The 25,600-nt window shown below is 71.5% G+C and carries 22 protein-coding genes; 12 read left to right on the top strand and 10 right to left on the bottom strand.

All coding sequences use genetic code 11. The features are described from left to right. Nucleotides 1–32 precede the first annotated feature (32 nt). The 7 genes from ACWD0F_RS30880 to ACWD0F_RS30850 all read right to left on the bottom strand — a co-directional run bounded on the left by ACWD0F_RS30880 (nucleotide 33) and on the right by ACWD0F_RS30850 (nucleotide 8,276). On the bottom strand, nucleotides 33–809 hold the full coding sequence (locus tag ACWD0F_RS30880; protein ID WP_449881457.1) for a metal ABC transporter ATP-binding protein: 777 nt from the start codon (nucleotides 807–809) through the stop codon (nucleotides 33–35). Beyond that, complete coding sequence (locus tag ACWD0F_RS30875) at nucleotides 806–1,666, bottom strand: metal ABC transporter substrate-binding protein (RefSeq protein WP_449881455.1); 861 nt, start codon at nucleotides 1,664–1,666, stop codon at nucleotides 806–808. The genes ACWD0F_RS30880 and ACWD0F_RS30875 overlap by 4 nt, the downstream gene beginning before the upstream one ends. A 153-nt stretch (nucleotides 1,667–1,819) precedes the next feature. Continuing rightward, nucleotides 1,820–2,680 carry a formate dehydrogenase accessory sulfurtransferase FdhD gene (gene fdhD, locus ACWD0F_RS30870; protein ID WP_449881453.1) on the bottom strand — a complete coding sequence of 287 codons (861 nt, stop codon included), beginning with the start codon at nucleotides 2,678–2,680 and terminating at the stop codon, nucleotides 1,820–1,822. 17 nt (nucleotides 2,681–2,697) lie between these two features. Beyond that, nucleotides 2,698–3,540 carry a 2Fe-2S iron-sulfur cluster-binding protein gene (locus ACWD0F_RS30865; RefSeq protein WP_449881451.1) on the bottom strand — a complete coding sequence of 281 codons (843 nt, stop codon included), beginning with the start codon at nucleotides 3,538–3,540 and terminating at the stop codon, nucleotides 2,698–2,700. After that, entirely contained in the window at nucleotides 3,537–5,354 is a 1,818-nt protein-coding gene (locus ACWD0F_RS30860; RefSeq protein WP_449881449.1) for an NAD(P)H-dependent oxidoreductase subunit E, read from the bottom strand. Before ACWD0F_RS30860 ends, ACWD0F_RS30865 begins: the two co-directional genes overlap by 4 nt. Before the next feature lie 4 nt (nucleotides 5,355–5,358). Beyond that, nucleotides 5,359–7,260, bottom strand: coding sequence for a molybdopterin oxidoreductase family protein (locus ACWD0F_RS30855; protein ID WP_449881447.1), 1,902 nt, complete (start codon nucleotides 7,258–7,260; stop codon nucleotides 5,359–5,361). Between the two features lie 38 nt (nucleotides 7,261–7,298). After that, on the bottom strand, nucleotides 7,299–8,276 hold the full coding sequence (locus tag ACWD0F_RS30850; RefSeq protein ID WP_449881445.1) for a 2-dehydropantoate 2-reductase: 978 nt from the start codon (nucleotides 8,274–8,276) through the stop codon (nucleotides 7,299–7,301). 98 nt (nucleotides 8,277–8,374) lie between these two features. On the opposite strand from ACWD0F_RS30850, the gene ACWD0F_RS30845 reads away from it, so the two are divergent. The 7 genes from ACWD0F_RS30845 to ACWD0F_RS30815 all read left to right on the top strand — a co-directional run bounded on the left by ACWD0F_RS30845 (nucleotide 8,375) and on the right by ACWD0F_RS30815 (nucleotide 17,733). Next, complete coding sequence (locus ACWD0F_RS30845) at nucleotides 8,375–9,592, top strand: molybdopterin molybdotransferase MoeA (RefSeq protein ID WP_449881480.1); 1,218 nt, start codon at nucleotides 8,375–8,377, stop codon at nucleotides 9,590–9,592. Between the two features lie 82 nt (nucleotides 9,593–9,674). After that, nucleotides 9,675–11,345 carry a thiamine pyrophosphate-binding protein gene (locus ACWD0F_RS30840; protein ID WP_449881443.1) on the top strand — a complete coding sequence of 557 codons (1,671 nt, stop codon included), beginning with the start codon at nucleotides 9,675–9,677 and terminating at the stop codon, nucleotides 11,343–11,345. Nucleotides 11,346–11,358: 13 nt separating this feature from the next. Beyond that, complete coding sequence (frc, locus tag ACWD0F_RS30835; RefSeq protein WP_449881441.1) at nucleotides 11,359–12,582, top strand: formyl-CoA transferase; 1,224 nt, start codon at nucleotides 11,359–11,361, stop codon at nucleotides 12,580–12,582. Continuing rightward, the gene (locus ACWD0F_RS30830; RefSeq protein ID WP_449881439.1) at nucleotides 12,582–14,696 is read left to right on the top strand and encodes an acetate--CoA ligase family protein; all 2,115 of its coding nucleotides are present in this window, start codon (nucleotides 12,582–12,584) and stop codon (nucleotides 14,694–14,696) included. The genes frc and ACWD0F_RS30830 overlap by 1 nt, the downstream gene beginning before the upstream one ends. Before the next feature lie 165 nt (nucleotides 14,697–14,861). Beyond that, complete coding sequence (locus tag ACWD0F_RS30825; protein WP_449881437.1) at nucleotides 14,862–16,268, top strand: Nramp family divalent metal transporter; 1,407 nt, start codon at nucleotides 14,862–14,864, stop codon at nucleotides 16,266–16,268. After that, nucleotides 16,268–16,756, top strand: coding sequence for a hypothetical protein (locus ACWD0F_RS30820; RefSeq protein ID WP_449881435.1), 489 nt, complete (start codon nucleotides 16,268–16,270; stop codon nucleotides 16,754–16,756). The genes ACWD0F_RS30825 and ACWD0F_RS30820 overlap by 1 nt, the downstream gene beginning before the upstream one ends. A gap of 8 nt (nucleotides 16,757–16,764) precedes the next feature. After that, a complete protein-coding gene (locus tag ACWD0F_RS30815; RefSeq protein WP_449881433.1) occupies nucleotides 16,765–17,733 on the top strand; it encodes a TerC family protein in 969 nt (322 codons plus the stop codon). Nucleotides 17,734–17,811: 78 nt separating this feature from the next. On the opposite strand, the gene ACWD0F_RS30810 is transcribed toward ACWD0F_RS30815, so the two are convergent. The 3 genes from ACWD0F_RS30810 to ACWD0F_RS30800 form a co-directional block, all read right to left on the bottom strand. Continuing rightward, on the bottom strand, nucleotides 17,812–18,012 hold the full coding sequence (locus tag ACWD0F_RS30810) for a hypothetical protein (RefSeq protein WP_449881432.1): 201 nt from the start codon (nucleotides 18,010–18,012) through the stop codon (nucleotides 17,812–17,814). Nucleotides 18,013–18,089: 77 nt separating this feature from the next. Beyond that, the gene (locus tag ACWD0F_RS30805) at nucleotides 18,090–18,833 is read right to left on the bottom strand and encodes a GntR family transcriptional regulator (protein WP_449881478.1); all 744 of its coding nucleotides are present in this window, start codon (nucleotides 18,831–18,833) and stop codon (nucleotides 18,090–18,092) included. An 81-nt stretch (nucleotides 18,834–18,914) separates the two neighbouring features. Continuing rightward, nucleotides 18,915–20,147: an MFS transporter gene (locus ACWD0F_RS30800; protein ID WP_449881430.1), complete on the bottom strand. Its 1,233-nt coding sequence runs from the start codon at nucleotides 20,145–20,147 to the stop codon at nucleotides 18,915–18,917. Between the two features lie 89 nt (nucleotides 20,148–20,236). On the opposite strand from ACWD0F_RS30800, the gene sucC reads away from it, so the two are divergent. Genes sucC through gcl form a run of 5 tightly spaced genes read left to right on the top strand, consistent with a single transcriptional unit; the run spans nucleotide 20,237 to nucleotide 25,591 of the window. Next, nucleotides 20,237–21,367 (top strand): ADP-forming succinate--CoA ligase subunit beta, encoded by a 1,131-nt coding sequence (sucC, locus tag ACWD0F_RS30795; RefSeq protein WP_449881428.1) that lies wholly within the window; start codon nucleotides 20,237–20,239, stop codon nucleotides 21,365–21,367. Next, a complete protein-coding gene (gene sucD / locus ACWD0F_RS30790; RefSeq protein WP_449881427.1) occupies nucleotides 21,368–22,252 on the top strand; it encodes a succinate--CoA ligase subunit alpha in 885 nt (294 codons plus the stop codon). Beyond that, nucleotides 22,249–23,016: a hydroxypyruvate isomerase family protein gene (locus ACWD0F_RS30785; RefSeq protein ID WP_449881426.1), complete on the top strand. Its 768-nt coding sequence runs from the start codon at nucleotides 22,249–22,251 to the stop codon at nucleotides 23,014–23,016. Before sucD ends, ACWD0F_RS30785 begins: the two co-directional genes overlap by 4 nt. Beyond that, nucleotides 23,013–23,873, top strand: a complete 861-nt coding sequence (locus ACWD0F_RS30780; protein WP_449881424.1) for an NAD(P)-dependent oxidoreductase — start codon at nucleotides 23,013–23,015, stop codon at nucleotides 23,871–23,873. The genes ACWD0F_RS30785 and ACWD0F_RS30780 overlap by 4 nt, the downstream gene beginning before the upstream one ends. Then, nucleotides 23,870–25,591: a glyoxylate carboligase gene (gcl, locus tag ACWD0F_RS30775; protein WP_449881422.1), complete on the top strand. Its 1,722-nt coding sequence runs from the start codon at nucleotides 23,870–23,872 to the stop codon at nucleotides 25,589–25,591. Before ACWD0F_RS30780 ends, gcl begins: the two co-directional genes overlap by 4 nt. Nucleotides 25,592–25,600 lie beyond the last annotated feature (9 nt).

Here is a 25,600-nt window from a genome sequence, read left to right as displayed (position 1 = left end):
TATTTCCCCCTGCCGGCGGGGTGCCCCGGCGGTCATGCGTCTCCCTGCCAGCCGGTGAGCGGCCCTGCGGCCGTCTCCGCGGCGTGCGGATGCTGGTGCTCGTGTCCCGGTTTGGCGCAGTCGCCCTCGGGCCGCGGCGGCGGGCCGTCGTGCGCGACGCGGCCCTCGCGGATCACCACGCTGCGCGTGATGACCGGCTCCATCGGGCCGAGCTCGTGCGCGACCAGGACCACCGTCTTGCCGCGGAGCACCAGCCCGCCCAGCGTGTCGGCCAGCAACCGCTGGGTGTCGGCGTCCACGCCGGCGGTGGGTTCGTCCATCACGTACGTGTCCGGCTCCCCGGCCAGCGCGCGGGCGATGAGCACCCGCTGCTGCTGCCCGCCCGAGAGCGACTGGACGGGATCATTGGCCCGGTCGGCCAGCCGGACGGTGTCGAGTGCCTGGGCCACGGACTCCCGGTCGGCCGCGCTGGTCCGGCGGAGCCTGCTCTGCCGGGCGACGCGGCCCGAGGCCACGACCTCGCGCACGGTGGCGGGTACGCCGCCGCCGACCTGGAGCCGCTGCGGCACGTAGCCGATGCGCCACCAGTCGCGGAACCTGCCGGGCGGCGTGCCGTACATGAAGGTCTGGCCGCCGCTCAGCGGCGTGAGGCCGAGCAGCGCGCGGACCAGCGTCGACTTGCCCGAGCCGTTGGCGCCCAGGAGGGCCACGACCTCTCCGGGACGGACGGTCAGGTCGATGCCCCGCAGGACGGGCACGCCGTCGAAGGAGACCCGGCCGCCGGTCATCGCGAAGGCCGTTTCGCTCATGCCGTACACCCCAGTGCTGTTTGAAGGGTTTTGAGGTTATCGCGCATGGCGGAGAGGTAGTCGCCCGAGGGCTTGCCCTCCAGGGGGTCGAGCACGGCGGTCTTTGCGCCGACCTCGTTCGCGAGGACCTCGGCGACCTTCGGGCTGACCAGGGTCTCGGTGAAGACCGTGGTGACGCCCTCGGCCTTGGCCAGCTTGGCCACCTCGAGGATGCGGGCGGGGGAGGGCTCGGTCTCGGGGTCGAGCGTGATGCCGACCTGCTTGAGCCGGTAGCGGTCCGCCAGGTAGCCGAACGCCTGGTGCGCGGTGACCAGCGTCTTGGTCCTGCAGGTGGCCAGGCCCTGGCTGAACTCCTGGTCGAGCGCGCCGAGCGCGGCGGCCGTCCTGGCGGCGCGGTCCTGGTACGCCTGCGCGTGCGCGGCGTCGGCGGCCCCCATGCGCTCGCCCAGCCTGGTGGCGACGGTGGCCAGACGGGAGGGGTCGAGCCACAGGTGGGGGTCGTAGGGGACCTCCTCGTGGGCGTGCCCCTCCTCCGCTTCCTCCTGCTCGCCCGCCGGGATGGTGGTGACCGCGGTGGCGGCGTCGAAGCTCCTGTCCGGCTCGACCGCGTCGTCGACGGCCGGCTGGACGCCCTTGACGTAGACGGTCAGCGCGGCGTCCTGGAGGTCGGTCACCTGCTGGATGCTCAGCTCCAGGTCGTGCGGCTCCACACCGGGGGCGGTCAGCACCGTCACCTGCGCGTCGGATCCCCCGACCTGCTCGCTGAGCCACTGGAGCGGGTAGAAGGCGGCGACCACCTCGGGCTTGCCACTGGACGGGGGCGAGGCGGCTGCTCCGCAGGCCGCCGTCGTGAGCACCGAGGCTCCCACCAGCAAACCCGCAGCACAAGACCGGGAAAATCCTGACATCATGTGTGTCAGTATGCGACAAAATGAAAATGGTTGTCAAAGCCAGGTTGGGATGCCGGACGGCGGCTGGGGGCTAACGCCACGCCGTACGGCATCCCGCCATCACCCCGGTGATCGTGCTCCGGCAGAGCCGTTGCCGGTGCCCGGGGTGACGTTCAGCCGCCGCTCGCCGGTGTAGACGTTCATCGAGTTCCCGCGCAGGAACCCGATCAGCGTCAGCCCCTCCTCGGCGGCCAGTTCGGCCGCGAGCGACGACGGCGCGGAGACCGCGGCGAGGACCGGGATCCCGCCCATGACGGCCTTCTGCACCAGCTCGAACGAGGCCCGCCCGGACACCATCAGCACGGTCCCGCGCAGCGGGAGCCGGCCGTTCCGCAGCGCCCAGCCGAGCAGCTTGTCCACGGCGTTGTGCCGGCCCACGTCCTCGCGCACGCACAGGGGCTCGCCGTCGGCGGTGAACAGGCCGGCCGCGTGCAGGCCCCCGGTCCTGTCGAACACCCGCTGAGCCGCGCGCAGCCGGTCCGGCAGGGTGGCGACGGTCGACTGCGCCAGCTCGACGGGGTCGTCACCGGCGCTCCAGCGGGCCACCGTGCGCACCGCCTCCAGCGACGCCTTGCCGCAGACGCCGCAGGAGGAGGTCGTGTAGAAGTTGCGCGGCGCCGGCGCTTCGACGCCGGCCGCGAGCCGCACGTCCAGGACGTTGTAGGTGTTGCCGCCGTCCGCCGTCGCGCCCGCGCAGTAGCGGATCGTGGACACGTCGCCCGCCGCGCCCACGGCCCCCTCGCTGACCAGGAACCCGGCGGCCAGGTCGAAGTCGTCGCCGGGGGTGCGCATGGTGACGGTCAGCGGGGTCCCGTCGAGGCGGATCTCCAGGGGCTCCTCGGCGGCCAGCGAGTCGATCCGGCTGGTGCGGGAGGCGTCCTTGACGCGCAGGATGCGCCGCCGGACGGCGGCCCTAGACACGGGCGCCCCCGCCGGCCTCAGACATAGCCGAACCCGAAACGGCCCTTGACGCAGAGGTTCCCCTTGGTCACGGGGTTGTCGTGCGGCGAGGTCACCTTGACGATCTTGTTGTCCTGCACGTGCAGGGTCAGGTTGCAGCCGACTCCGCAGTAGCTGCAGATCGTCGTGGTCTCGCTCTGCGCCGACTCGTCCCAGGTGCCCTCGGCCCGCATGTCGAACTCGGTCTTGAACGACAACGCGCCGGTCGGGCAGACCTCGACGCAGTTGCCGCAGTAGACGCAGGCCGAGTCGGTGAGCGGGGCGTCGAACTCCGTGGAGATCACCGAGTCGAAGCCCCGGCCGGCGACGGAGATGGCGAAGGAGTTCTGCCACTGGTCGCCGCAGGCGTCCACGCACTTGTAGCAGAGGATGCACTTGCCGTAGTCGCGGACGTAGAGGTCGTTGTCCACCTTGGCGGGCTGCTCGACCGTGGCCGCCGCCTCGCCGAACCTGGACGGGTCGGCGCCGTACTCCTCGACCCACTCGGCCGCCCTCGGGGTGGTCGACAGGTCCACCGACGAGCCGAGCAGCTCCAGCACCACCTTGCGGCTCTGCCGGGCGCGCTCGGTGCCGGTGCCGACCTTCATGCCGGCCTCGGCCTTCCTGGAGCAGGAGGGCGCCAGCGTTCTGACGCCCTCCACCTCCACGACGCACACGCGGCAGGCGTTCTTGGGCGTCAGCGTGTCGCCGTAGCACAGGGTCGGGATGTCCTTGCCGGCGGCGTGGCAGGCGTCGAGGATCGTCGCGCCCTCCGGCACGCGCACGGTCTCGTCGTCGATCTGGACGTCGATGAGCCGGCGGGGCGGCTGGAGCGGGATCATTTGTACACTCCCAGGCGATCTATGGCCGATTCGACGGCGTTCCAGGCGGTCTGTCCGAGGCCGCAGATGGAGGCGTCGCGCATGGTCTGCCCGACCTCCCGCAGCAGCACGAGGTCACGGTCGTCGACCCGGTCCGAGAGGCGGTGCAGGGCCTCCTCCTGCCGTACGGTGCCCACCCGGCAGGGCACGCACTGGCCGCACGACTCGTCGCGGAAGAACTCCGCGATGCGCAGCAGCAGCCGTTTGAGGTCCACGGTGTCGTCGATGACGAGCACCACGCCGGAGCCGAGCGTCGCCCCCGCGTTCCTGGTGCCCTCGAAGGTGAGCGGGATGTCCAGGTCGGTGACGAACGCGCCGGCCGCGCCGCCGAGCAGCACCGCCCTGGTCGTGCCGGTGGTGCCGGACAACTCCAGCAGCTCGCGCAGCGTCGCGCCGAACGGCAGCTCGTACACGCCGGGCCGCTCGACCGCGCCCGAGACGCAGAACAGCTTGGGCTCGGCCGCCGTGTACGCCCGCACCCCCCGCTCCAGGATCGGCAGCACGTTGACCAGCGTCTCGACGTTGTTGACCACGGTCGGCTTGCCGAACAGGCCCTTCTCCACGGGGAACGGCGGCTTGCTGCGCGGCTCGCCGCGCTGCCCCTCGATGGAGTTGAAGATCGCGGTCTCCTCGCCGCAGATGTACGCGCCGGCGCCCCGCCGCAGCTCGATGTCGAAGGACAGGCCCCTGCCGAGGATGTCGTCGCCGAGCAGGCCCCGGGCGCGGGCGGTCTCGATCGCGTGCTGGAGGCGGGCGGTCGCCCTGGGGTATTCGCCCCGGATGTAGAGGTAGCCCTTGGCGCAACCCGTGGCGTAGGCGGCGATCGTCATCGCCTCCACCAGCGCGTACGGGTCGCCCTCCATGATCACGCGGTCCTTGAAGGTGCCCGGCTCGCTCTCGTCGGCGTTGCAGACCAGGTAGTGCGGATGGTCGGGCTGGCGGGCGGCGGCCTCCCACTTGCGGCCGGTCGGGAAGGCCGCGCCGCCTCTGCCGACCAGTCCGGACTCCAGCACCTCGCGGATGACCCCGGCGGGGCCCAGCTCGAACGCCCGGCGCAGGGCGGTGTAGCCGCCGGCCGCGCGGTAGCCGTCCAGGCTGCCGGGATCGACCGTGCCGACCCGCCGCAGCAGCGTCAGCCCTGGCTGCCCGGCCTGCGGCACCGCCTCCCGCACCGGCGCGTCGCCCGCCACGTCGAGGCGCGGCGTGCTGCCGTTCAGGCTCGGCGCGGTGGCGACGGCGTCGGCGGCGCTGCTCGCCATGGCGTCGGCGTCGGCGGGGGCGTGCACCTCGGCGTTCGGCGGCAGGCCCGCCTCCAGCGCGAGCGCGGCCGGGGCCCGCTCGCACAGGCCCAGGCAAGGGCTCTCGTGCCAGGACGTGCCCGGCGGGCCGAGCCGCTCCTCGACCTGGTCGCGTAGCCGCTGGGCGCCCTTGGCCTGGCAGACCAGGTCGGTGCAGACGTGCAGCACCCGGGCCGGGCGCGGCTCCATGGAGAACAGCGAGTAGAACGTGGCCACCCCGTACGCCTCGGCGGGCGGCACGGTGAGCCGGCGGCAGATGTAGTCGAGCGCGCCCTCGCTGATCCACCCGACCCGGTCGTTGACCGCGTGCAGCGCGGGCAGCAGCAGGTCGCGCTGGGACTCGGCGCGCGAGGCCGCGCGCAGCCCGGCCGCCGTCCTGGAGCCGCCGTCCCAGGCGGTGGCGGGCGCCCCGAGGAGCGCGTCGACCGCCGCGCGCTCGTCGTCGGAGGGCTCCACGTTCCGGAATCTCACATCCATCTGTTCACCTGGCCTTGACGAGCTTCTCGACGCGGACGGCTGCCGCCTTGAATTCCGCCGTGCCCGCGATCGGGCAGGTGGCCTCGATGGTGAGGGAGTTGACGTCCACTTCGTCGGGGAAGTGGAACGTCATGAACACCAGCCCCGGCCGCAGCGCCGGATCGATGAACACCGGGGCGACCACCGAGGCGCGCCGCGAGGTGATCCGCACCTCCTCGCCCGTTACCAGGCCGAGGCGGTCGGCGTCCTCGGGGCACAACTCGATCGTCTCGCCGCGGCGCATGGGGGAGGCGAACCCGGAGGACTGCACGCCGGTGTTGTAGGAGTCGAGCCGGCGGCCGGTGGTCAGGCGCAGCGGATACTCCTCGTCCAGCAGATCGACCGGCGGCGAATGGCGGAGTAGGGCGAAGGGCGCGGGCATGCCCCGTTTGACCGGATCGCTGTCCCACAGGCGGCCGTGCAGGTAGGGGGGCTCCAGCGAGTCCTCCGACGGGCACGGCCACTGGATGCCCTGCAGGTCCGCCAGCCGCTGGTAGCTCATGCCGGCGTGCTGGGGGGACAGGGCGCGCAGCTCGTTCCAAACCTCTTCCGCGCCGTCGTAGGCCCAGTCGTGGCCCAGCCTGCGGGCCAGCTCGCACATGATCCAGATGTCGTCGCGGGCCTCGCCCGGCGGCTCCAGGGCCTTGCGCACCCGCTGGACCCGGCGCTCGCTGTTGGTGAACGTGCCGTCCGCCTCGCACCACGCGGCGCTGGCGGGCAGCACCACGTCGGCGAGCTGGGCCGTCTTGGTGAGAAAGATGTCCTGCACGACGAGGTGGTCGAGCATGGACAGGCGCTTGACGCAGGCGAGCGAGTCGGCCTCGGACTGCACGGGATTCTCACCGATGAGATAGCAGGTGGTCACCTCGCCCTCGGCCATCGCCTCCAGCATCTGGGTGAGGTTGAGCCCGTAGCGGGGCTGGATCTGCCGCCCCCAGGCGCCCTCGAAGCGGGTCCTGGTGGCCGGGTCGAGGATGTCCTGGAAGCCGGGCAGCCGGTTGGGGATGGCGCCCATGTCGCCGCCGCCCTGCACGTTGTTCTGGCCGCGCAGCGGCGACAGGCCCGAGCCGTAGCGGCCGACGTGGCCGGTGAGCAGGGACAGGTTGATCAGGGCTCGTACGTTGTCCGTCGCGTTGTGGTGCTCGGTGATGCCGAGCGTCCAGCAGAGCTGGGCCCGGTCGGCGCGGGCGTAGGCGTGGGCCAGCTCGCGGATGGCGTGCGCGGGCACCCCGGTGACCTGCTCGGCCGTCGTGAGCGTCCACGGCTCGACCGACTCCTTGAACTCCTCGAACCCGGTCGTGGCCCGCTCGATGAACTCCTGGTTGTGCAGCCCGGCGTGGATGATCTCCCGGGCCACCGCGTGGGCGAGCGGGATGTCGGTGCCCACGTTGAGGCCCAGCCACAGGTCGGCCCACTGGGCGGTGCCGGTGCGGCGCGGATCCACCGCGAACATGCGGGCGCCGTTGCGGATGCCCTTCAAGACGTGCTGGAAGAAGATGGGATGGGCGTTGCGGGCCGCCGACCCCCACAGGATGATCACATCGGTGTCCTCCACCTCCTGGTAGGAGGAGGTGCCGCCCCCGCTGCCGAACACCGCCGACAACCCCGCCACGCTGGGGGCGTGACAGGTGCGGTTGCAGGAGTCCACGTTGTTCGTGCCGATCACCACGCGGGTGAATTTCTGGCCGACGTAGTTCATCTCGTTGGTGGAGCGGGCACAAGACAACATGGCGAAGCTGTCAGGGCCGTGCCGTTCGACGTTGCGGCGAAAGCCCTCGGCCGCTCTCTCCAGCGCCTCATCCCAGGTCGCCTCGCGGAGCACGCCGTTCTCGCGCACCAGTGGATGGGTCAGGCGGTCATAGCTCATGATCCCTCCATTTTGTATACGGACTACGGTATGCCGCACTAGACCGCACGGACAAGGTTCTCGTTCAGCAGGTCGCTCACCGCGTGGATCGCGCGCAGCGTGGGGACGTCGGCGCCGGTCAGATCGGCCAGCTCGACCACCGCCGCCAGCAGCACGTCGAGCTCCAGCGGCTTGCCCTTCTCCAGGTCCTGGAGCGTGGACGTCTTGTGCTCGCCGGCCTTCTCCGCGCCCCTCAGCCGGCGCTCGATCGAGATCCCCGGATCGCTGCCGACCCGCACGGCCACGTCCACGGCCTCGCGCATCATCGACACGACCAGCTCCCGCGCGCCGTCGTGGCGGCAGATCCCGGCCATCGTCGCCCTGGCCAGGGCGCTGATGGGATTGAAGGCGATGTTGCCCATGAGTTTGATCCAGACGTCGCGGCGGAGATCCGGCTCCACCGGGCACTTCAGCCCGCCCGCGACGGCGGCCGTGCTGAAGGCGGCGCACCGCTCGGTCAGCTCGCCGGTCGGCTCGCCGATGGAGAAGCGGGTGCCTTCGAGGTGGCGGATCACGCCGGGGCGCTCGACCTCGGTGGCCGCGTAGACCACGCAGCCGATCGCGCGGTGCAGCGGCAGCGCGGTGGTCACCGCGCCGCCCGGATCGACGCTCTCGATGCGGTAGCCCTCGTAGGGGCCCTGGAGCCCGTGGAAATACCACCACGGGATGCCGTTCTGCGCGGCGATGATGCTCGTGGTCGCGTGCAGCAGTGGCTCGATCATGGGGCCCGCCGCGGCGTAGCTGTTCGCCTTGAGGCCCAGGAAGACGTGGTCCACCGGGCCGACCTGGGCAGGGTCGTCGGTGGCGTGGGGGTGGGCGGTGAAGTCGCCCTTGGGGGTGAGCACCCGCACACCGGCGCTGCGGATCGCCCGCAGATGCTCTCCTCTCGCGATGAGGTGCACCTCGACTCCCGCCCGGTGCAGGGCGGCTCCCACGTACGCGCCGATGGCGCCGGCGCCAAGAACAGCGACCTTCATGCTCCGCTCCGTCCTCGCGTCGGTATGTGCATTCGGTATACAGTATGGAAAAAGTCGGGTCAAGGAGCTCGCCTGTGACCGTTGTCGGGCATCATCCAGTGGTGGAAGCAGTGTCATGGGCCGCGGCGAGGGCTCTCGCGATCGGGGCGGCGTGCCCGTTGAAACCCGCCTCGGTGCCGCTCGCCGAGGCGCTCGGCTGCCGGTTGGCCGGAGCCCTCGTGGCTCTGGTGCCGGTGCCGGGGGCCGACGTGTCGGCGATGGACGGCTACGCGGTGGCGGGCTCCGGGCCGTGGCGCGTGGTGGGCCGGGTGCTGGCCGGGGGAGCGCCGCACGGACGGCGGTTGCGGCCGGGGGAGGCGGTGGAGATCGCCACCGGCGCGCCGGTGCCCGCAGGCTCGGAGTCGGTGCTGCCCTACGAGCAGGCGTCCGCCGGCGGTGAGCGCGTGGACGGCCGGGTGACGGCGGGGCGGCACATCCGGCTGCGCGGCGAGGACATCGCCGAGGGCGCGGTCGTGCTGGGGGCGGGCGCGGTGGTGACGCCCGTGGTGCTGGGGCTGGCCGCCGGTCTCGGGCACGACGTGCTGCTGGTACGCCCGAGGCCGCGGGTCTCCGTGCTGGTCACCGGGGACGAGGTCGTGCGCGAAGGGCTGCCGGGGCCGGGGCGGGTGCGCGACGCGATCGGGCCCTTCCTGCCGGGCCTGGTGGAGTGGGCCGGCGGCCGCGTGACCGGCACGGTCCGGCTGCCGGACGGCCCGGACCCCCTGCGCGCGGCCTTCGCCGGCCCGCCCGCGATCCCGTCCGACCTCCCCGCGAGCCCGTCCACCCCGCTCGACGCAGGGCCGGGTGCTCTCGCCGACGTCGTCGTCGTGTGCGGGGCCTCCTCGAAGGGTCCGGCCGATCATCTGCGGGCCGTGCTCGCCGACGTGGGCGCCGACGTCCTCGTCGACGGCGTCGCCGTACGCCCCGGGCATCCGCAGATGCTCGCCCGCCTCCCCGACGGCCGGCTCGTCGTCGGCCTGCCGGGCAACCCGTTCGCGGCCCTCGCCGCCGCGCTCACGCTGCTGGCCCCCATCCTGCGCGAGCTGACCGGGACGACGGCGCCCAAGGAGACGAGCGCCCTGGCCGGAGCCGTGCGCACGCACCCGGGCAACACCTGCCTGGTGCCGGTGCGGAGGTCCGGCGGGGGAGCCGTTCCGGTGGGTCATGACCGGCCGGGATCCCTGTGGGGAGCGGCGCTGGCGGACGCGCTGGCGGTCGTCCCGCCGGGATGGGCCGGTGAGCGGGTCGAGCTGATCGAGTTGCCCCTGGGGGGCTAGACAGGCCGATCGTGAGGGGGTAACCATTGCGTTCATACGGTATGCAGTATGCGGAAGACAGTCGCCGGAAAGGGTGGGCACGATGTCGGAAACGATCTCTGGCGGTCATCTCGTAGCCAAGGCGCTCAAGGCCGAGGGCGTGGATGTGATCTACACGCTCTGCGGCGGCCACATCATCGACATCTATGACGGTTGTGTCGATGAGGGCATCGAGGTCATCGACGTACGCCATGAGCAGGTGGCCGCGCACGCGGCCGACGGGTACGCGCGCATCACCGGCAAACCGGGTTGCGCCGTGGTCACCGCCGGGCCGGGCACGACCGACGCCGTGACCGGCGTGGCCAATGCCTTCCGCGCGGAGAGCCCCATGTTGCTCATCGGCGGCCAGGGAGCTCTGAGCCAGCACAAGATGGGCTCGCTGCAGGACCTGCCGCACGTCGACATGATGACCCCGATCACCAAGTTCGCGGCCACGGTGCCCAGCACGGAACGGGTGGCCGACATCGTGTCGATGGCCTTCCGCGAGTGCTACCACGGCGCTCCCGGGCCGTCGTTCCTGGAGATCCCCCGTGACGTGCTGGACGCCAAGGTGCCGCTGGAGAAGGCGCGGATCCCGGAGCCGGGGCGCTATCGGGCCTCCACCCGCCAGGCCGGCGATCCCGCGGCGATCGAGCGGCTGGCGGACCTGCTGGCGCACGCGGAGAAGCCGTGCATCCTGCTCGGGAGCCAGGTGTGGACGTGCCGGGCCACGGACGCGGCCGTCGACTTCGCCAGGTCGCTGAACGTGCCGGCGTACATGAACGGCTCGGGCCGGGGCACGCTGCCGCCGGGCGACCCGCACCACTTCCAGCTCAGCCGCAGGTACGCCTTCACCGAGGCGGACCTGATCATCATCGTCGGCACCCCGTTCGACTTCCGGATGGGCTACGGCAAGCGCCTCTCGCCGGCCGCGACGGTGGTGCAGATCGACCTCGATTACCGCACTGTCGGGAAAAATCGGGACATCGACTTGGGGATCGTGGGCGACGCGGGCCTCATCCTGTCGGCGGCGGCCCAGGCCGCGAGCGGCCGCATCGAGAACGCCGCGGCCCGCCGCAAGGAATGGCTGGAGGAGCTGCGCGCGGTCGAGAACGCGGCCTATGAGAAGCGCCTGCCCCGCCAGCTCTCCGGCGCCCAGCCCATCGACCCCTACCGCCTCGTCCACGAGATCAACGAGTTCCTCACCGAGGACACGATCTACATCGGCGACGGCGGCGACATCGTCACCTTCTCCGGCCAGGTCGTGCAGCCCAAGTCGCCCGGCCACTGGATGGACCCGGGCCCGCTCGGCACGCTCGGCGTCGGCATGGCCTTCGCGATGGCCGCCAAGCAGGCCAAGCCGGACAAGGAGGTGCTGTGCCTGTTCGGCGACGGCGCCTTCAGCCTGACCGGCTGGGACTTCGAGACCATGGTCCGCTTCAACCTGCCGTTCATCGGCGTCATCGGCAACAACTCCTCCATGAACCAGATCAGGTACGGCCAGGCCGCCAAGTACGGCGAGGACCGTGCCCGCGTCGGCAACACCCTCGGCGACATCCGCTACGGCGATTTCGCCAAGCTCCTCGGCGGTCACGGCGAGGAGGTGCGCGACCCGGCCGACATCCGCCCCGCGCTGGAGCGGGCCAGGGAGTCCGGCAAACCCTCGCTGATCAACGTCTGGGTCGATCCCGAGGTCTACGCCCCGGGGACCATGAACCAGACCATGTACAAGTAGGGGAATCACCGACATGAAGGCTCTCGAAGGTGTCCGCGTCCTCGACATGACCCACGTCCAGTCGGGCCCGTCCGCCACCCAGCTACTCGCCTGGCTGGGCGCCGACGTGGTCAAACTGGAGGCGCCCACCGGCGACATCACCCGGCAGCAGCTCCGCGACGTCCCGGGCGTCGACAGCCTCTATTTCACGATGCTCAACTGCAACAAGCGCAGCATCACCCTCAACATGAAGAGCGTGCGCGGCAAGGAGATCTTCGCCGAGCTGGTGAAGAGCGCCGACATCCTGGTGGAGAACTTCGGCCCGGGCGCGGTCGACCGCATGGGCTTCCCCTGGGAGCGTCTCCAGGAGCTCAACCCGCGCCTGATCTACGCCTCGATCAAGGGTTTCGGCGCCGGCCGGTACGCCAAGTTCAAGGCGTACGAGGTGATCGCCCAGGCCATGGGCGGCTCGATGAGCACCACCGGCTTCGAGGACGGCCCGCCGCTGGCCACCGGCGCCCAGATCGGCGACTCGGGCACCGGCATCCACGCGGTCGCGGGCATCCTGGCCGCCCTCTACCAGCGCGAGCGGAGCGGGCGCGGGCAGCGCGTCCAGGTGGCCATGCAGCACGCCGTGCTGAACCTGGCCCGCGTCAAGCTCCGCGACCAGCAGCGGCTGGCGCACGGCCCGCTGCGCGAATATCCGAACAAGACGTTCACCGACGAGGTGCCCCGATCCGGGAACGCCAGCGGCGGCGGCCAGCCCGGCTGGGCGGTGCGCTGCGCGCCCGGCGGCCCGAACGACTACATCTACGTCATCGTCCAGCCGGTCGGCTGGAAGCCACTCTCGTCCATCATCGGCCGCCCCGAGCTGGCCGAGGACCCCGAGTGGGCGAGCCCGGACGCCCGGCTGTCGAAACTGGACAAGATGTTCCAGCTCATCGAGGAGTGGACGATCCGCCACGACAAGTGGACGGTCCTCGACCGGCTCAACGCCGAGAACATCCCGTGCGGTCCGATCCTGTCCACCAAGGAGCTGGTGGAGGACGAGTCGCTGCGCGAGGAGGGCATCGTGGTCGCGGTCGACCATCCCGAGCGCGGCGCGTTCGTGACCGTGGGCAGCCCGCTGCAACTGTCGGACTCGCCGGTGGACGTCAGGACGCCGCCCCTGCTCGGCGAGCACAACCAGGAGATCTTCGGCGAGCTCGGCGTGAGCGCGGACGAGCTGGCCGCACTCAAGACGAACGGAGTCATCTAGTGGCCGTCCGCGAAGTCATCGAGAAGGCGCTCGCCGAGGGGCGCACCGCCCTGACCGCGCCGGAGGGCCGCGAGCTGTGCCAGGCGTACGGCATCGCCACCCCCGGCGAAGGGCTGGCCGCCTCGGCCGAGGAGGCGGCGCGGCTGGCGGAGGAGATCGGCCTCCCGGTCGTCCTGAAGATCGTCTCGCCCGACATCCTGCACAAGACCGACGCCGGCGGCGTGCTGGTCGGCCTCAGGAGCGCCGAGGAGGTCAGGCAGGGCTACGACACGATCCTGGCCAACGCCCGCGCCCACGACCCGGCCGCCAGGATCGACGGCGTCCAGGTGCAGCAGCTCGTCGGCGGCGGCCACGAGGTCATCGTCGGCGCCGTCACCGACCCCACCTTCGGCAAGATCGTCGCCTTCGGCCTGGGCGGTGTCCTGGTGGAGGTGCTCAAGGACGTGACCTTCCGCCTGGCCCCGGTCTCGGGTGATGACGCGCTGGCGATGCTGGACGACATCAGAGCGGCCGAAGTGCTGCGCGGTGTCCGCGGGGCCGCACCCGCCAACCGGGCGGCGCTCGCGGGGCTGATCGAACGCGTCGGCCGCCTGGTCACCGACTTCCCCGAGATCGTCGAGGTGGACCTCAACCCCGTCTTCGCCGACGCGCACGGCGCCGTCGCCGCCGACGTGCGCGTCCTCATCGGGACGCCGCCCGCCGAGGTCCCCCGGTTGTCCCGCGAGGAGATCCTGCGGCAGATGACGCGGATCTTCAAGCCGCGCTCGGTCGCGGTGATCGGCGCCTCGGCCGAGGACGGCAAGATCGGCAACTCGGTGATGCGCAACCTCATCAACGGCGGCTACCAGGGGCGGATCTTCCCGATCAACCCCAAGGCCGACGAGATCATGGGGCTGACCGCGTACAAGAGCATCGCCGACGTGCCCGGTGACGTGGACGTGGCCGTGTTCGCGATCCCGGCCAAGTTCGTGGCGCCGGCGCTGGAGGAGGTCGGCGAGAAGGGCGTGGCGGGCGCGATCATGATCCCGTCCGGGTTCGCCGAGACCGGGAACGTCGAGGGCCAGAAGGAGATCGTCGAGATCGCCAGGCGGCACGGCACGCGCATGCTCGGGCCGAACATCTACGGCTACTACTACACGCCGGAGAACCTCTGCGCGACGTTCTGCACGCCGTACGACGTCAAGGGCAGCGTGGCGCTGACCTCGCAGAGCGGCGGCATCGGCATGGCCATCCTGGGCTTCAGCCGCACCACCAAGATGGGCGTCTCGGCCATCGTCGGCGTCGGCAACAAGGCCGACGTGGACGAGGACGACCTGCTGACCTTCTTCGAGCAGGACGACAACACCAAGGCCGTGGCCATGCACCTGGAGGACCTCAAGGACGGGCGCGGCTTCGTCGAGGCGGCCCGCCGCGTGGTCAAGGAGAAGCCGGTCATCGTGCTGAAGGCCGGGCGCACCGCCATGGGCGCGCGGGCGGCCGGCTCGCACACCGGCGCCCTGGCGGGCGACGACAAGGTCTACGACGACATCCTGCGCCAGGCCGGCGTCGTGCGGGCCCCCGGGCTCAACGACATGCTGGAGTACGCCCGCGCGCTGCCCATCCTGCCCGCCCCCAAGGGCGAGAACGTGGTCATCATCACCGGCGCGGGCGGCTCGGGCGTGTTGTTGTCCGACGCCATCGTGGACGCCGGGCTGACCCTCATGGAGATCCCGCCCGACCTGGACGCGGCCTTCCGCGCCTACATCCCGCCGTTCGGCGCGGCGGGCAACCCCATCGACATCACCGGCGGCGAGCCGCCCGCGACGTACGCGAACACGGTTCGGCTCGGCCTGGCCGACGACCGGATCCACGCGCTCGTCCTGGGTTACTGGCACACGATCGTGACGCCGCCGATGGTCTTCGCCGAGCTCATCGCCCGTGTGGTGGCGGAGGAGCGGGCGAAGGGAAACGTCAAGCCGGTCGTGGCGTCACTCGCCGGCGACACCGAGGTTGAGGAGGCCAGCGAGTACCTGTTCGAGCATGGCGTGGTCGCGTATCCGTACACGACGGAAAAGCCCGTGGCGGTCCTCGGTGCCAAGTACCGCTGGGCCAGGGCTGCCGGACTGCTGAGCTAAGAGCCGAGCGCAGCAGGTATCCAGGCGAGGGGGCTATTCGGGGCGCACGAGGAAGGCAACAACCCCTCAGGAGGTCCGTAGGTGGACACATCGAACACACCACCGGCGACGGCCACGCCGCCGGTCGAGGATCAACGAGTATGGAAAGCGGGCCGGCTTGCGCCGATGCCCATCAGAAAGCTGCCCGACGCGCCTCCGTCGGTGCACATTCTCGGTCCGACGGTCTTCCTCGTCGCGCTGGGCGTGGGCATGGGCGAGTCGTACATGTGGCCCCGTCTGGTGCTGCTGTTCGGGCCCGAGATCAGATGGCTGTTCCTGATCGGCGTCACCCTGCAGGCCGTGGTGATGCTGGAGATGGCGCGCTACGCCATGGCCACGGGGGAGAGCATCTTCTCCGGCGCGGCCCGGGTGTTCAAGCCGCTGATGTGGTTCTTCTTCATCGTCGCCATCGCCGTCTACATCTGGCCCGGCCACCTGTCGGCGGGGGCGGCGGCCTTCGAGGAGATAACCGGGATCCCCTGGATGGTGACCGCGGTCATCGGATTGATCCTGGTCGGCGTGCTCTTCAGCTTCCTCAAGGTGATCTACAACGTGCTGGAGAACGTGCTGGCGTTACTCATCGGCGCGCTCGTGATCGGCACGTCCGTGGTCGCGGCCATGGTGGGCACCTGGGCCGACGTGGCCAGCACGCTCACCGGCATGTTCTCCTTCGGCTACCTGCCTCCGGAGGCCATGACGGCGGCCTGGTTCCCGGTCATCGTCGGCGCGTGCGCCTTCGCGGGGCCGTCGGGCATGCAGCAGATGTGGTACACGCTGCATTTGCGTGACTCCGGCGCCGGCATGGGCGCGCACATCCCGCAGGTCCGCGGGCTGCGTCACGCCGGCGAGGAAGAGGAGATGCCCGCGCGCGGGTTCATGTTCGACACCGAGAACCCGGCCGAGATGGCCAAGTGGAAGGGCTGGCGGCGCTGGGTCACCTTCGACGCCTTGCTCCTGTTCTGGGGCATCACCATGCTGGTCACGATCTCCTTCACGGTGATCGCCCAGTCGGCGGTGCGGCAGAACCCCGCGGTGCGGACCGCTATCCAGGGAGACGACCGGGAGGTGGCGCTCAGCGCCATGTCCGACGCCGTCTCCTCGGCAGGCAGCTCGGTGCTCGGAGGGCTCTTCCTCGGGTTCATCGCGCTGATCGGTCTGAACGCGACGCTCGGCCTGTTCGACTCCTTCTCCCGTGGTCAGGCTGACATGACCTACAACTTCGTCCGCGGGGCGAAGAAGCTGGGCATGTCGCGCCTGTACGGCATCTTCCTCTGGGGCGTGATCCTCTTCGGGATCCTGATCCTGCTGTTCGGCCCGGCCGACGGGCCCAGCGGGATCCTGGACACGCTGGCGTTCCTGTCGACGTTCGCGATGGGCGCGTACTGCGTGACACTGCTCCTGGTCAACAACCGCATGTTACCGAAACCGATCAGGCCCAAGTGGTGGACCAACGTGATCATCGGGTTCGGTGCGGTGTTCTACCTCGGCATGCTGTTCTACAGCCTGTTCGCCTTCGGCGTGGTCGTGGGCTGATGGACGGACGGCACAGCCTCGAACTCGCCCTCCCAGGGGCGTCGATCGGAGCCGTCGCCGGTGCCATGGCCGGTGGGCTGACCCTGTTCGCGGGGCAGCCCACCGGGATGGCCGCGCTGTCGGCCCTGGCGCTCGCCGTGCCGCTCGCGCTCTTCGGCGGTCTGTACGGCATGCTGCTCGGCCACGGCCTCTTCCGGCCGGGGACCTTCGGACCCGTGGGCCTGTACTGGCTGGTGGCCTTCCCCGTGTCCCGGCTGGTGCAGGAGAGCCTGGCCGGCGCCGGTCCGGCCGACGGCGTGCTGCCGTTCCTGGGCTACCAGGCGATGGTCAGCCTCGGCTTCGCGATCGGCTTCGTCTGGCTGCATGAGCGGCTCCTGCCGCACTGGCTCATGCGCCGCGCCGCCGGCAACCCTCTTGCTAAGGAGCTGCTCACCCAATACGTCCGGCTTGCCCAGATGACGCGTACGCGGAGGGGGAACCGGAGATGATTCCGGCGATGGATCTGCCGGTCTGGATCTGGCTGGCCACGATCGGCGGATTCTGCGTCGTGCTCGCGTTCGACTTCTACCTCGTCGCCCGCAACCCGCACGAGCCCTCGTTCAAGGAGTGCGTGGGCTGGGTCGCGTTCTACGTGGGCCTGGCCATCGCCTTCGGGGCCGGCCTGCTGCTGCTGTCGGGTCCCGCGCACGGCGGGGAGTTCTTCGCCGGGTGGATCACCGAGTACTCGCTCAGCGTGGACAACCTCTTCGTCTTCCTGCTGATCATGAGCCGGTTCCGGGTGCCCAGGGAGTATCGCCAGAAGGTGCTGCTCATCGGCATCATCCTGGCCCTGGTGATGCGCGGCGCCTTCATCGCGGCCGGCGCGGAGGCGGTGACCAGGTTCGACTGGCTCTTCTACGTGTTCGGCGCCTTCCTCGTCTACACCGCGTGGAAGCTGATCGGGCACGAGGAGGAGGCGGAGTTCTCCGAGAACCTGGCCCTGCGTGCGGTGCGCCGGGTCCTGCCCACGACGGACACCTATCACGGTGCCCGGCTCACCGTGCACCTCGGCCGCAGGCTGGTCACCCCGATGCTGATCGTGATGGTCGCCATCGGGACCACCGACCTGCTGTTCGCGCTCGACTCCATCCCGGCCATCTTCGGGCTCACCAAGGAGCCCTACCTGGTCTTCACCGCCAACGCCTTCGCCCTCATGGGGTTGCGCCAGCTCTTCTTCCTCATCGGCGGGCTGCTCGACCGGCTCGTCTACCTGAGCAAGGGGCTGTCGGTGGTGCTGGCCTTCATCGGCGTGAAGCTGATCCTGGAGGCGCTGCACCACGACGGGGTGTCGTGGGCGCCGGAGATCCCGATCCTGGTCTCTCTCGGCGTCATCCTCGGCACCCTCGCCGTCACCACGGTGCTGAGTCTCGTGAAGTCGGCACGCGAGGCGAAGAAGGCCGAGGTGATGGAGCCGGCGGAACGCTGACGGCGTCCGCGGCCGGAGTGCCGAGGGGGCCGCTGATCTCTGGGCCGCGTGTGGGGACGGGAACGCCCCCGCCGCGGCTCAGCGTCGCGGGCTCTTGCGTACGTCGTGCCCAGTCGTGTGCCCAGTCGTCTGCTCGGCCGTCCAGGCGGCCAGGTGACGGTCCGCGTCGTCGGCGGAGTAGTGCTTGCGCAGAGCCGTGCTCAAACCGAGGCCGATGGAGCGGCCGTCGGCCGCCTGGCCGTGGGGATCACTGAGAAGAAAGCGGATGAGCGCCTTCACTGGTCATGCACCTCCCAACTTTGTCCGGCCCCAGCCTCTACCCAGGGTGTTTCGGACCATGTGAACTTCTGTGAACGTCAGGTCAAACCCGCCTGGCGCGGGCGCCGGCGGCGCACCGGCTTGGGCGCGGGCTCGGCGGGCTCGCCCGCCCGCTGCTCCATGTAGGAGGCGCGGGTGTGCTCGGTGTGCTCGCGCATGATCTTGGCCGCGCGGCTCTCGTCGCCGGCCTCGATGGCGTCGATCAGCGCGGTGTGCTCCTCCCAGGAGGCCATGCCACGCTGGCGGGCCACCGGCGTGTGATACCACCGCACCCGCCTGGCCACCTGGCTGGCCAACTCGGCCAGCACCTTGTTGCCCGACAACGCGGTCACCAGGGCGTGCAGCTCCGAGTTGGTCGCCACCGCGCCGTCGACGTCGTCGGAGCGGACGGCCGCGATGCCGCGCGCGCAGAGCTCGCGCAACCGCGACACGCCGCTCTCGTCGGCGTGCTGGGCGGCCAGCCTGGCCGACTCCGTCTCCAGCAGCGCGCGCACGGCCAGGAGCTGGTCGGCCTCCTCCAGCGTCGGAACGTGCACGAACGCGCCCTGGCCCGGATGCAGGTCCACCCAGCCCTCGCCGCTGAGCTGCTGCAGGGCCTCGCGGACGGGCTGCCTGGAGACGCCCAGCAGACCGGCAAGCTCGCTCTCGACGAGATGCTGACCTGGTCTGAGCTGCCCGGACACGATCAGATCTTGGATAGCCTCGATGACGCTCTCCCTGAGCGTCGCAGGGCGGGGAATCTTGGCGGCCGCCGCCTGACCGGCCTGATCCGACAGCAACATCATGTCTCCAGGGATGGCAAAAGTTTTTAGTCGACTGCCTACAGCATACCGTCCAGGGGTTCGTCCCGGCCGTGAGTCTCATCACAGGGGGATGGTGGCGGGCAGGCCGGGAATGCGCAGGCGGGGCGTGGCGAGCGCGGGCAGGGCGGCCAGTGCGGCGGCGGCCAGCAGGGCGGTGACCGGGCCGGTCAGCGCGAGCAGCGCCAGGGCCGCGGCCACGACGCCGGCCAGGGCCTTGGCGCTGTAGACGACGGCGTGGATCTCGCCGGCCCGCTCCGCGCCGAAGAAGCCGCGCACGAGCCCGGCCAGCAGCGGGTAGAACGCGCCGCCCCCGGCTCCGGCCGCGATCACGCCCAGCCAGAACAGCAGCCCACCGGCCTGGAGCGCGGCGGCGAGCAGGACCTGGCCGAGGGCGAGCGCGCCCAGCACGGCGGCCAGCACCCGCCTGCGGCCGAACGCCTCCGAGGCGCGCACGGCCACCGACCTGCTCGCCCCGTTCAGCGCCACGAGCAGGGCCGGCGCGGCCCAGGAACCCGTGCCGGCCACCACGATCACGTCGAACACCGACACCGCGCCCGCGCAGGTCAGGATCAAGGCCAGCGCGGGCAGCGTGCGGGTGCGCACCGCCTGAGCGAGAGCGAACTGCCTGGCCGGCTCGGGCGTCGTGCGCAGCCGGGCCGCGTCCAGGGCGTGCGTGCGGGGGTCGACGTCGCCGGGCCACCACAACGCCGGCGGCAACCGCAGGTGCCGGGCCGCCGCCGCGATGACCGCCACCGCGACCGCCGCGGCCGCCAGGAACGCGGCGGACGTGGCGCCGGGGGCGATCCCGGCCCAGATGAGCAGGGGCACCGCGCCGTAGCCGAAGGCACCGGTGATCAGGCCGACCCGGGCGGCGGGCCGTTCCGGGTACCAAGCGGAGACGACCTCGCCGCAGACCCCGTAGACGAGGCCCGCGCCCAGCCCGCCGAGCAGCGCGTAGCCGGCCAGGGCGATCGGGCCGGGGCCGGTGAGGGCCGCCGTGGCGAGGCCGGTGCCGCTCAGCGCGGCCCCGGCGGTCAGGCACGCGCGTACGCCGAGGCGGCCGCGCCGCACGAGGTGGAGGGCGGGCAGCGCGCCCGCGGCCTGGCAGGCGATCCAGACGGCCAGCAGGGTCAGCCCGGCGGCCCGCTGGGCGAGGAGGGCGGCGTAGCCGTACTGGAGCGGGCTGATCGCGGCCATGCAGGCCCAGGACGACCAGAACATGCGGGTGCGGTCACGGGGGACGGGTCCAGGGAGGTAGGAACGGCCGCGCCAGTCCCTGATTGCATTTGCCATACTGTATGGAATATCCAGAATGCGGACCCCTGTCGAGACCCTAGACGCAGGATACTCCATACGGTATACCGTCTACAAAGGAGGCTCGAATGGACCTGTACGAGTATCAGGCGAAGGAGCTCTTCAGGCGTCACGGGATCCCGGTGCCGGCCGGCCGGGTCGCCGCCACCCCGGCCGAGGCCCGCGCGACAGCGGCGGAGCTGGGCACGCCCGTCGTCATCAAGGCGCAGGTGAAGACCGGCGGCCGGGGCAAGGCGGGCGGGATCAGGCCGGCGGCGGGGCCGGCCGGCGCCGAGGCGGAGGCCGGACGCGTGCTCGGCATGGACATCAAGGGGCACCGCGTCCGCGGCGTGCTGGTCGAGGCCGCGACCGTGCCCTTCGAGGAGTACTACGCGGCGTTCCTGGTCGACCGGGCCGAGGGCGGCTTCCTGGCGATGGTGTCGAGCCAGGGCGGCATGGAGATCGAGGAGCTGGCGGCCACCGACCCCGACGCCCTGGTGCGGCTGCCGATCGACCCCCTTACGGGCGTGGACGCGGACGTCGCCCGGTTGCTCGCGGCCAAGGCGGGCCTGCCCGTTCAGGCGGCGGAGGTGCTGGAGGGCCTGTGGCGGCTGCTGGTCGCCGAGGACGCGCTGCTCGTCGAGGTGAACCCGCTGATCTGCACCACCGACCAGCGGATCGTGGCGCTCGACGGCAAGGTCACCCTCGACGACAACGCCGCCGTCCGGCACACGTGGGACTACGGCGAACCCGCGGCCGGCCTGGAGGGCCGGGCCAGGGCCAAGGGCCTCAACTACGTCAAGCTGGACGGCCGGGTCGGCGTCATCGGCAACGGCGCGGGGCTGGTCATGAGCACGCTGGACGTGGTCGCCGGCGCGGGCGCGGCCCCGGCCAACTTCCTGGACATCGGCGGCGGCGCGTCCGCCCAGGTCATGGCCGACGGGCTGGAGATCATCCTGGACGACCCCGACGTGCGCTCGGTGCTGGTCAACGTCTTCGGCGGCATCACGGCCTGCGACGCGGTGGCCACCGGCATCGTCACCGCGCTCGAACTCCTCGGCGAGCGCGGCCACGCCAGGCCCATCGTCGTACGGCTGGACGGCAACAACGCCGAGGTGGGCCGGCGCATCCTGAGCGACGCCCGGCACCCGGCGGTCCGCCAGGTCTCCACCATGGACGGCGCCGCCGAGACGGCGGCCAGACTCGCGGCAGGTGCGTAGATGGCGATCTTTCTGACCAGGGACAGCCGGGTGCTCGTGCAGGGCATGACGGGTGCGGAGGGCACCAGGCACACCGCCCGCATGCTCGCCGCCGGCACCGACGTGGTGGCCGGGGTGACCCCGGGCAAGGGCGGGCGCTCGGCGGACTTCGGCGAGCGCCCGGTGCCGGTGTTCGGCTCCGTGGCCGAGGCGATGGAGGCGACCGGGGCGGACGTGTCGGTGGTCTTCGTGCCGCCGCGCTTCACCGGCGGCGCCGTGGAGGAGGCCGTCGCGGCGGGCGTGCCGCTCTGCGTGGTCATCACCGAGGGCGTCCCCGTCCACGACGCCATCCGCTTCCGCGCCCTCGCGAACGGCCGGACCAGGGTCATCGGCCCCAACTGCCCCGGCCTGATCAGCCCGGGACAGTCGTCGGCCGGCATCATCCCCGCCGACATCACCGCCGCCGGCCGCATCGGGCTGGTCTCGAAGTCCGGGACGCTGACCTACCAGCTCATGTACGAACTGCGCGACCTCGGCTTCTCCACCGCCGTCGGCATCGGCGGCGACCCCGTCGTCGGGACCACCCACATCGACTGCCTCCAGGCGTTCCAGGACGACCCGGACACGGACGCGATCGTGCTGATCGGCGAGATCGGCGGCGACGCCGAGGAGCGGGCCGCCGCCTACGTCGCCGAGCACGTCACCAAGCCGGTCGTGGCCTACGTCGCGGGCTTCACCGCGCCGGAGGGGAGGACGATGGGCCACGCGGGCGCGATCGTGTCCGGCTCGTCCGGCACCGCGCAGGCCAAGAAGGAGGCGCTGGAGGCGGCCGGGGTCCGGGTCGGCCGCACCCCGTCGGAGACCGCCCGCCTCATGCGCTCGGCCCTGAGCAGGGCCGTGTCGTGAGGTTCGACGTCAACCTCTCCATTTTGTTCACGGACCTGCCGCTGCTGGAGCGCCCGGCCGCGGCGGCCAAGGCCGGGTTCGACGCGGTCGAGTTGTGGTGGCCGTTCGCGGTCCCCGACCCCTCCGGCGCCGACCTGGCGGCGCTGCGGCAGGCCATCGAGGACGCCGGGGTGCGCCTGGTCGGGCTGAACCTCGACGCCGGCGACCTGGCGGCGGGCGAGCGCGGCCTGCTGGCCAGGCCCGACGGCTCGGCCCGCTTCCAGGCGAACATCGAGCCCGCGGTCCGGCTGGCGGGCGAGCTCGGCTGCGGGGTGCTCAACGCGCTGTACGGCAACGGGCCGGGCACCGACCGGGACCTGGCCGTGGCGAACCTGCGCCGGGCGGCCGACGCGGCGGCCGGCATCGGCGCGACCGTGGTGGTCGAGGCACTCAACTCCCACGAGAGCCCGCACTATCCGATCACGTCGTCACGGGCGGCGTTCGACCTGATCGACGAGGTGGACCGGGAGAACGTGGCCTTCCTGGCCGATCTCTACCACCTGCACCGGATGGGCGAGGACGTGCTCGCGCTCATCGACGGGCACAGCGCGCGGTTCGCTCACGTGCAGATCGCCGACGACCCCGGCAGGGGGCGGCCGGGGAGCGGGCGCATGCCGTACCTCGCGGAGATCTTCCCCCGGCTGGCGGCCGCGGGCTACCGGGGATACGTCGGCCTGGAGTACCGGCACGAGGGGCCGGGCGCGTTCGACTGGAGGCAGGCATGAACATCGGGTTTATCGGCTTGGGGATCATGGGCAGCCCGATGGCGGCCAACCTCCTCAAAGCCGGATATGTCGTGACCGGGTATGACGTGAGCGCCGAGCGCGTCGACCAGCTCGCCGGACTCGGCGGCAAGGGCGCCACCGGCATCGTGGACGCGGTCGCCGGCGCGGACGTGGTGATCACGATGCTGCCGGACTCCCCGCAGGTGGAGGAGGTCGCGCCGCTGGTCATCGAGTACGGCAAGCCGGGTCTGCACTACGTCGACATGAGCACCGTCAAGCCGGAGACCTCCCGCCGGGTCGCCCGGCAGGCGGCGGCGGCCCGCGTACGGGCGCTGGACGCCCCGGTCAGCGGCGGCGAGCGTGGCGCCGTCGACGGCACCCTGTCGATCATGGTGGGCGGAGCGGCCGAGGACGTCGAGGCGGTCGCGCCGATCCTCGGCACGCTCGGCGCGACCGTCGTGCACGTCGGCCCGGCCGGCGCGGGACAGACCGTCAAGGCGGCCAACCAGCTCGTCGTCGGCGGCATCTACGGGCTCGTCTCCGAGGCGATCGTGTTGCTGGAGGCCTCGGGCGTGGACCCGGTGGCCGGGCTCGACGTGCTCGCGGGAGGCCTGGCCGGCTCCCGGATCCTGGAGCTCAAGCGGCACACCATGGTCAGACGGGAGTTCGCCCCCGGATTCCGCATCGACCTGCACCACAAGGACATGGGCATCGCCGTCGCCGCCGCCCGCGAGGCAGGGGTCAGCCTGCCGCTCACCGGGCAGGTCGCCCAGCTCGTCGCCGCCGCCCGCGCGCAGGGCCACGGCTCGCTCGACCACTCCGCCCTGCTCAAGGTGATCGAAAGGCTCAACGGATGAAGCGGGTCCCCTGCATGGAGGCCGTGGTCGCGGTGCTGGAGTCGGAGGGGGTGGACACCGTCTTCGGCATTCCGGGAGCGGCCATCCTGCCGCTCTACGCCGCCCTCCAGCACAGCTCGATCAGGCACGTCACCGTCCGCCACGAGGAGGGCGGCACCCACGCGGCCGACGGCTGGTCCAGGGTCACCGGGAACGTCGGCGTCTGCGTCGGCACCTCCGGCCCCGCCGGCACGAACATGATCACCGGCCTCTACACCGCACTCGCCGACTCCATCCCGATGATCTGCGTCACCGGCCAGGCGGCCACCTCCAAGCTGCACCAGGAGGCGTTCCAGGCGGTGGACATCGTGGAGATCGCCCGGCCCGTGACCAAGTGGGCGGTGCAGCTCAGGGAGCCGGCCCAGGCGCCGTGGGTCTTCCGCGAGGCGTTCAGGATCGCCCGCTCCGGCCGCCCGGGGCCGGTGCTCATCGATCTGCCGATCGACGTCCAGCGCGGGACCTGCCTGTACGACCGCGACCTCGACGGGCCGCTGGCCGTCGAGGTGCCGCGCCCGCTGCCCAATGCCGTGCGCAAGGCCGTGGACCTGATCGAGGCGGCCAGGCGGCCGATCATCCTGGCCGGCGGCGGCGTGATCGTCGCCGACGCGCACGAGGAGCTGCTGGAGCTGGCCGAGCACCTCCAGGTGCCCGTGCAGGTGACGCTCATGGGCAAGGGCGCCTTCCCCGAGGACCATCCGCTGTTCGCCGGCATGGCGGGGATCCAGACCCAGACCCGCTGGGGCAACGCCGCGTTCCTGGCGAGCGACCTCGTCCTGGCCGTCGGCGCCCGCTTCGGCGACCGGCACACCGGCGACCTCGACGTCTATCGCCGGGGCCGGACCTTCGTGCACGCGGACATCGAGCCGATGCAGATCGGCCGGGTCTTCGAGCCCGATCTGGGCATCGTCGGCCATGCCCGGCCGGTGCTGGCCGGGCTGCTGGACGAGGCGCGCGGCCGTGGCCCGGCGCGGGCACCGGGCCGGTGGGTGCGCGAGGTGGCCGACCTGCGCCGCACGATGGTCCGCCGCGACGACTTCGACGACGTGCCGATCAAGCCGCCCCGGGTGTTCAAGGAGATCAACGAGTTCTTCGGCAGGGACACCACGTTCGTCACCGCGATCGGGCTCTACCAGATCTGGTCGGGGCAGTTCCAGACGACGTACCTGCCGCGCCGCTACCTGGTCTGCGGGCAGGCCGGGCCGCTGGGCTGGGAGGTGCCCGCCGCCATGGGCGTCAAGTGCGCCCATCCGGAACGCCAGGTCGTGGCCGTGGTCGGCGACTACTCCTTCCAGTTCCTCATGGAGGAGGTCGCGGTGGCCGCCCAGTACCGGATCCCGTTCGTGATCGTCATGATCAACAACGAGTACCTGGGTCTCATCAGGCAGGCCGAGCTTCCGTACGAGATGAACTACGCCGTGGACCTGCACTACGGGGAGGGCGGCATCGATCATGTCAAGGCCATGGAGGCGTTCGGCTGCCCGGCCCGGCGGGTGGAGCTGCCCGGCGACATCAGGGACGCGCTGGCCTGGGCGTCCGCCGAGGCGGCGCGTGAGCGGCTGCCGGTGCTGGTGGAGGTGATGGTGGAGCGCGAGGCCAACGCCGCCATGGGGCCCTCGCTGGAGTCGGTCAAGGAGTTCGAGCCGCTGCCCGAGCTCATCACCGCCGACTGGTCCGACTGAGGAGGACGC

This window comes from Nonomuraea sp. NPDC002799 (genome assembly GCF_053592075.1).
Note: the sequence above shows the minus strand (reverse complement) of the source record. Positions and strands in the feature narration are given on the sequence as shown.

Bases quoted from the DNA above. Each gene is read 5' to 3' on its own strand.
- ACWD0F_RS30880 (WP_449881457.1), bottom strand. From the start codon at position 809: ATGAGCGAAACGGCCTTCGCGATGACCGGCGGCCGGGTCTCCTTCGAC.
- ACWD0F_RS30865 (WP_449881451.1), bottom strand. From the start codon at position 3,540: ATGATCCCGCTCCAGCCGCCCCGCCGGCTCATCGACGTCCAGATCGAC.
- ACWD0F_RS30860 (WP_449881449.1), bottom strand. From the start codon at position 5,354: ATGGATGTGAGATTCCGGAACGTGGAGCCCTCCGACGACGAGCGCGCG.
- ACWD0F_RS30855 (WP_449881447.1), bottom strand. From the start codon at position 7,260: ATGAGCTATGACCGCCTGACCCATCCACTGGTGCGCGAGAACGGCGTG.
- ACWD0F_RS30850 (WP_449881445.1), bottom strand. From the start codon at position 8,276: ATGAAGGTCGCTGTTCTTGGCGCCGGCGCCATCGGCGCGTACGTGGGA.
- ACWD0F_RS30840 (WP_449881443.1), top strand. From the start codon at position 9,675: ATGTCGGAAACGATCTCTGGCGGTCATCTCGTAGCCAAGGCGCTCAAG.
- frc (WP_449881441.1), top strand. From the start codon at position 11,359: ATGAAGGCTCTCGAAGGTGTCCGCGTCCTCGACATGACCCACGTCCAG.
- ACWD0F_RS30825 (WP_449881437.1), top strand. From the start codon at position 14,862: ATGCCCATCAGAAAGCTGCCCGACGCGCCTCCGTCGGTGCACATTCTC.
- ACWD0F_RS30820 (WP_449881435.1), top strand. From the start codon at position 16,268: ATGGACGGACGGCACAGCCTCGAACTCGCCCTCCCAGGGGCGTCGATC.
- ACWD0F_RS30815 (WP_449881433.1), top strand. From the start codon at position 16,765: ATGGATCTGCCGGTCTGGATCTGGCTGGCCACGATCGGCGGATTCTGC.
- ACWD0F_RS30805 (WP_449881478.1), bottom strand. From the start codon at position 18,833: ATGTTGCTGTCGGATCAGGCCGGTCAGGCGGCGGCCGCCAAGATTCCC.
- ACWD0F_RS30800 (WP_449881430.1), bottom strand. From the start codon at position 20,147: ATGGCAAATGCAATCAGGGACTGGCGCGGCCGTTCCTACCTCCCTGGA.
- sucC (WP_449881428.1), top strand. From the start codon at position 20,237: ATGGACCTGTACGAGTATCAGGCGAAGGAGCTCTTCAGGCGTCACGGG.
- sucD (WP_449881427.1), top strand. From the start codon at position 21,368: ATGGCGATCTTTCTGACCAGGGACAGCCGGGTGCTCGTGCAGGGCATG.
- ACWD0F_RS30780 (WP_449881424.1), top strand. From the start codon at position 23,013: ATGAACATCGGGTTTATCGGCTTGGGGATCATGGGCAGCCCGATGGCG.
- gcl (WP_449881422.1), top strand. From the start codon at position 23,870: ATGAAGCGGGTCCCCTGCATGGAGGCCGTGGTCGCGGTGCTGGAGTCG.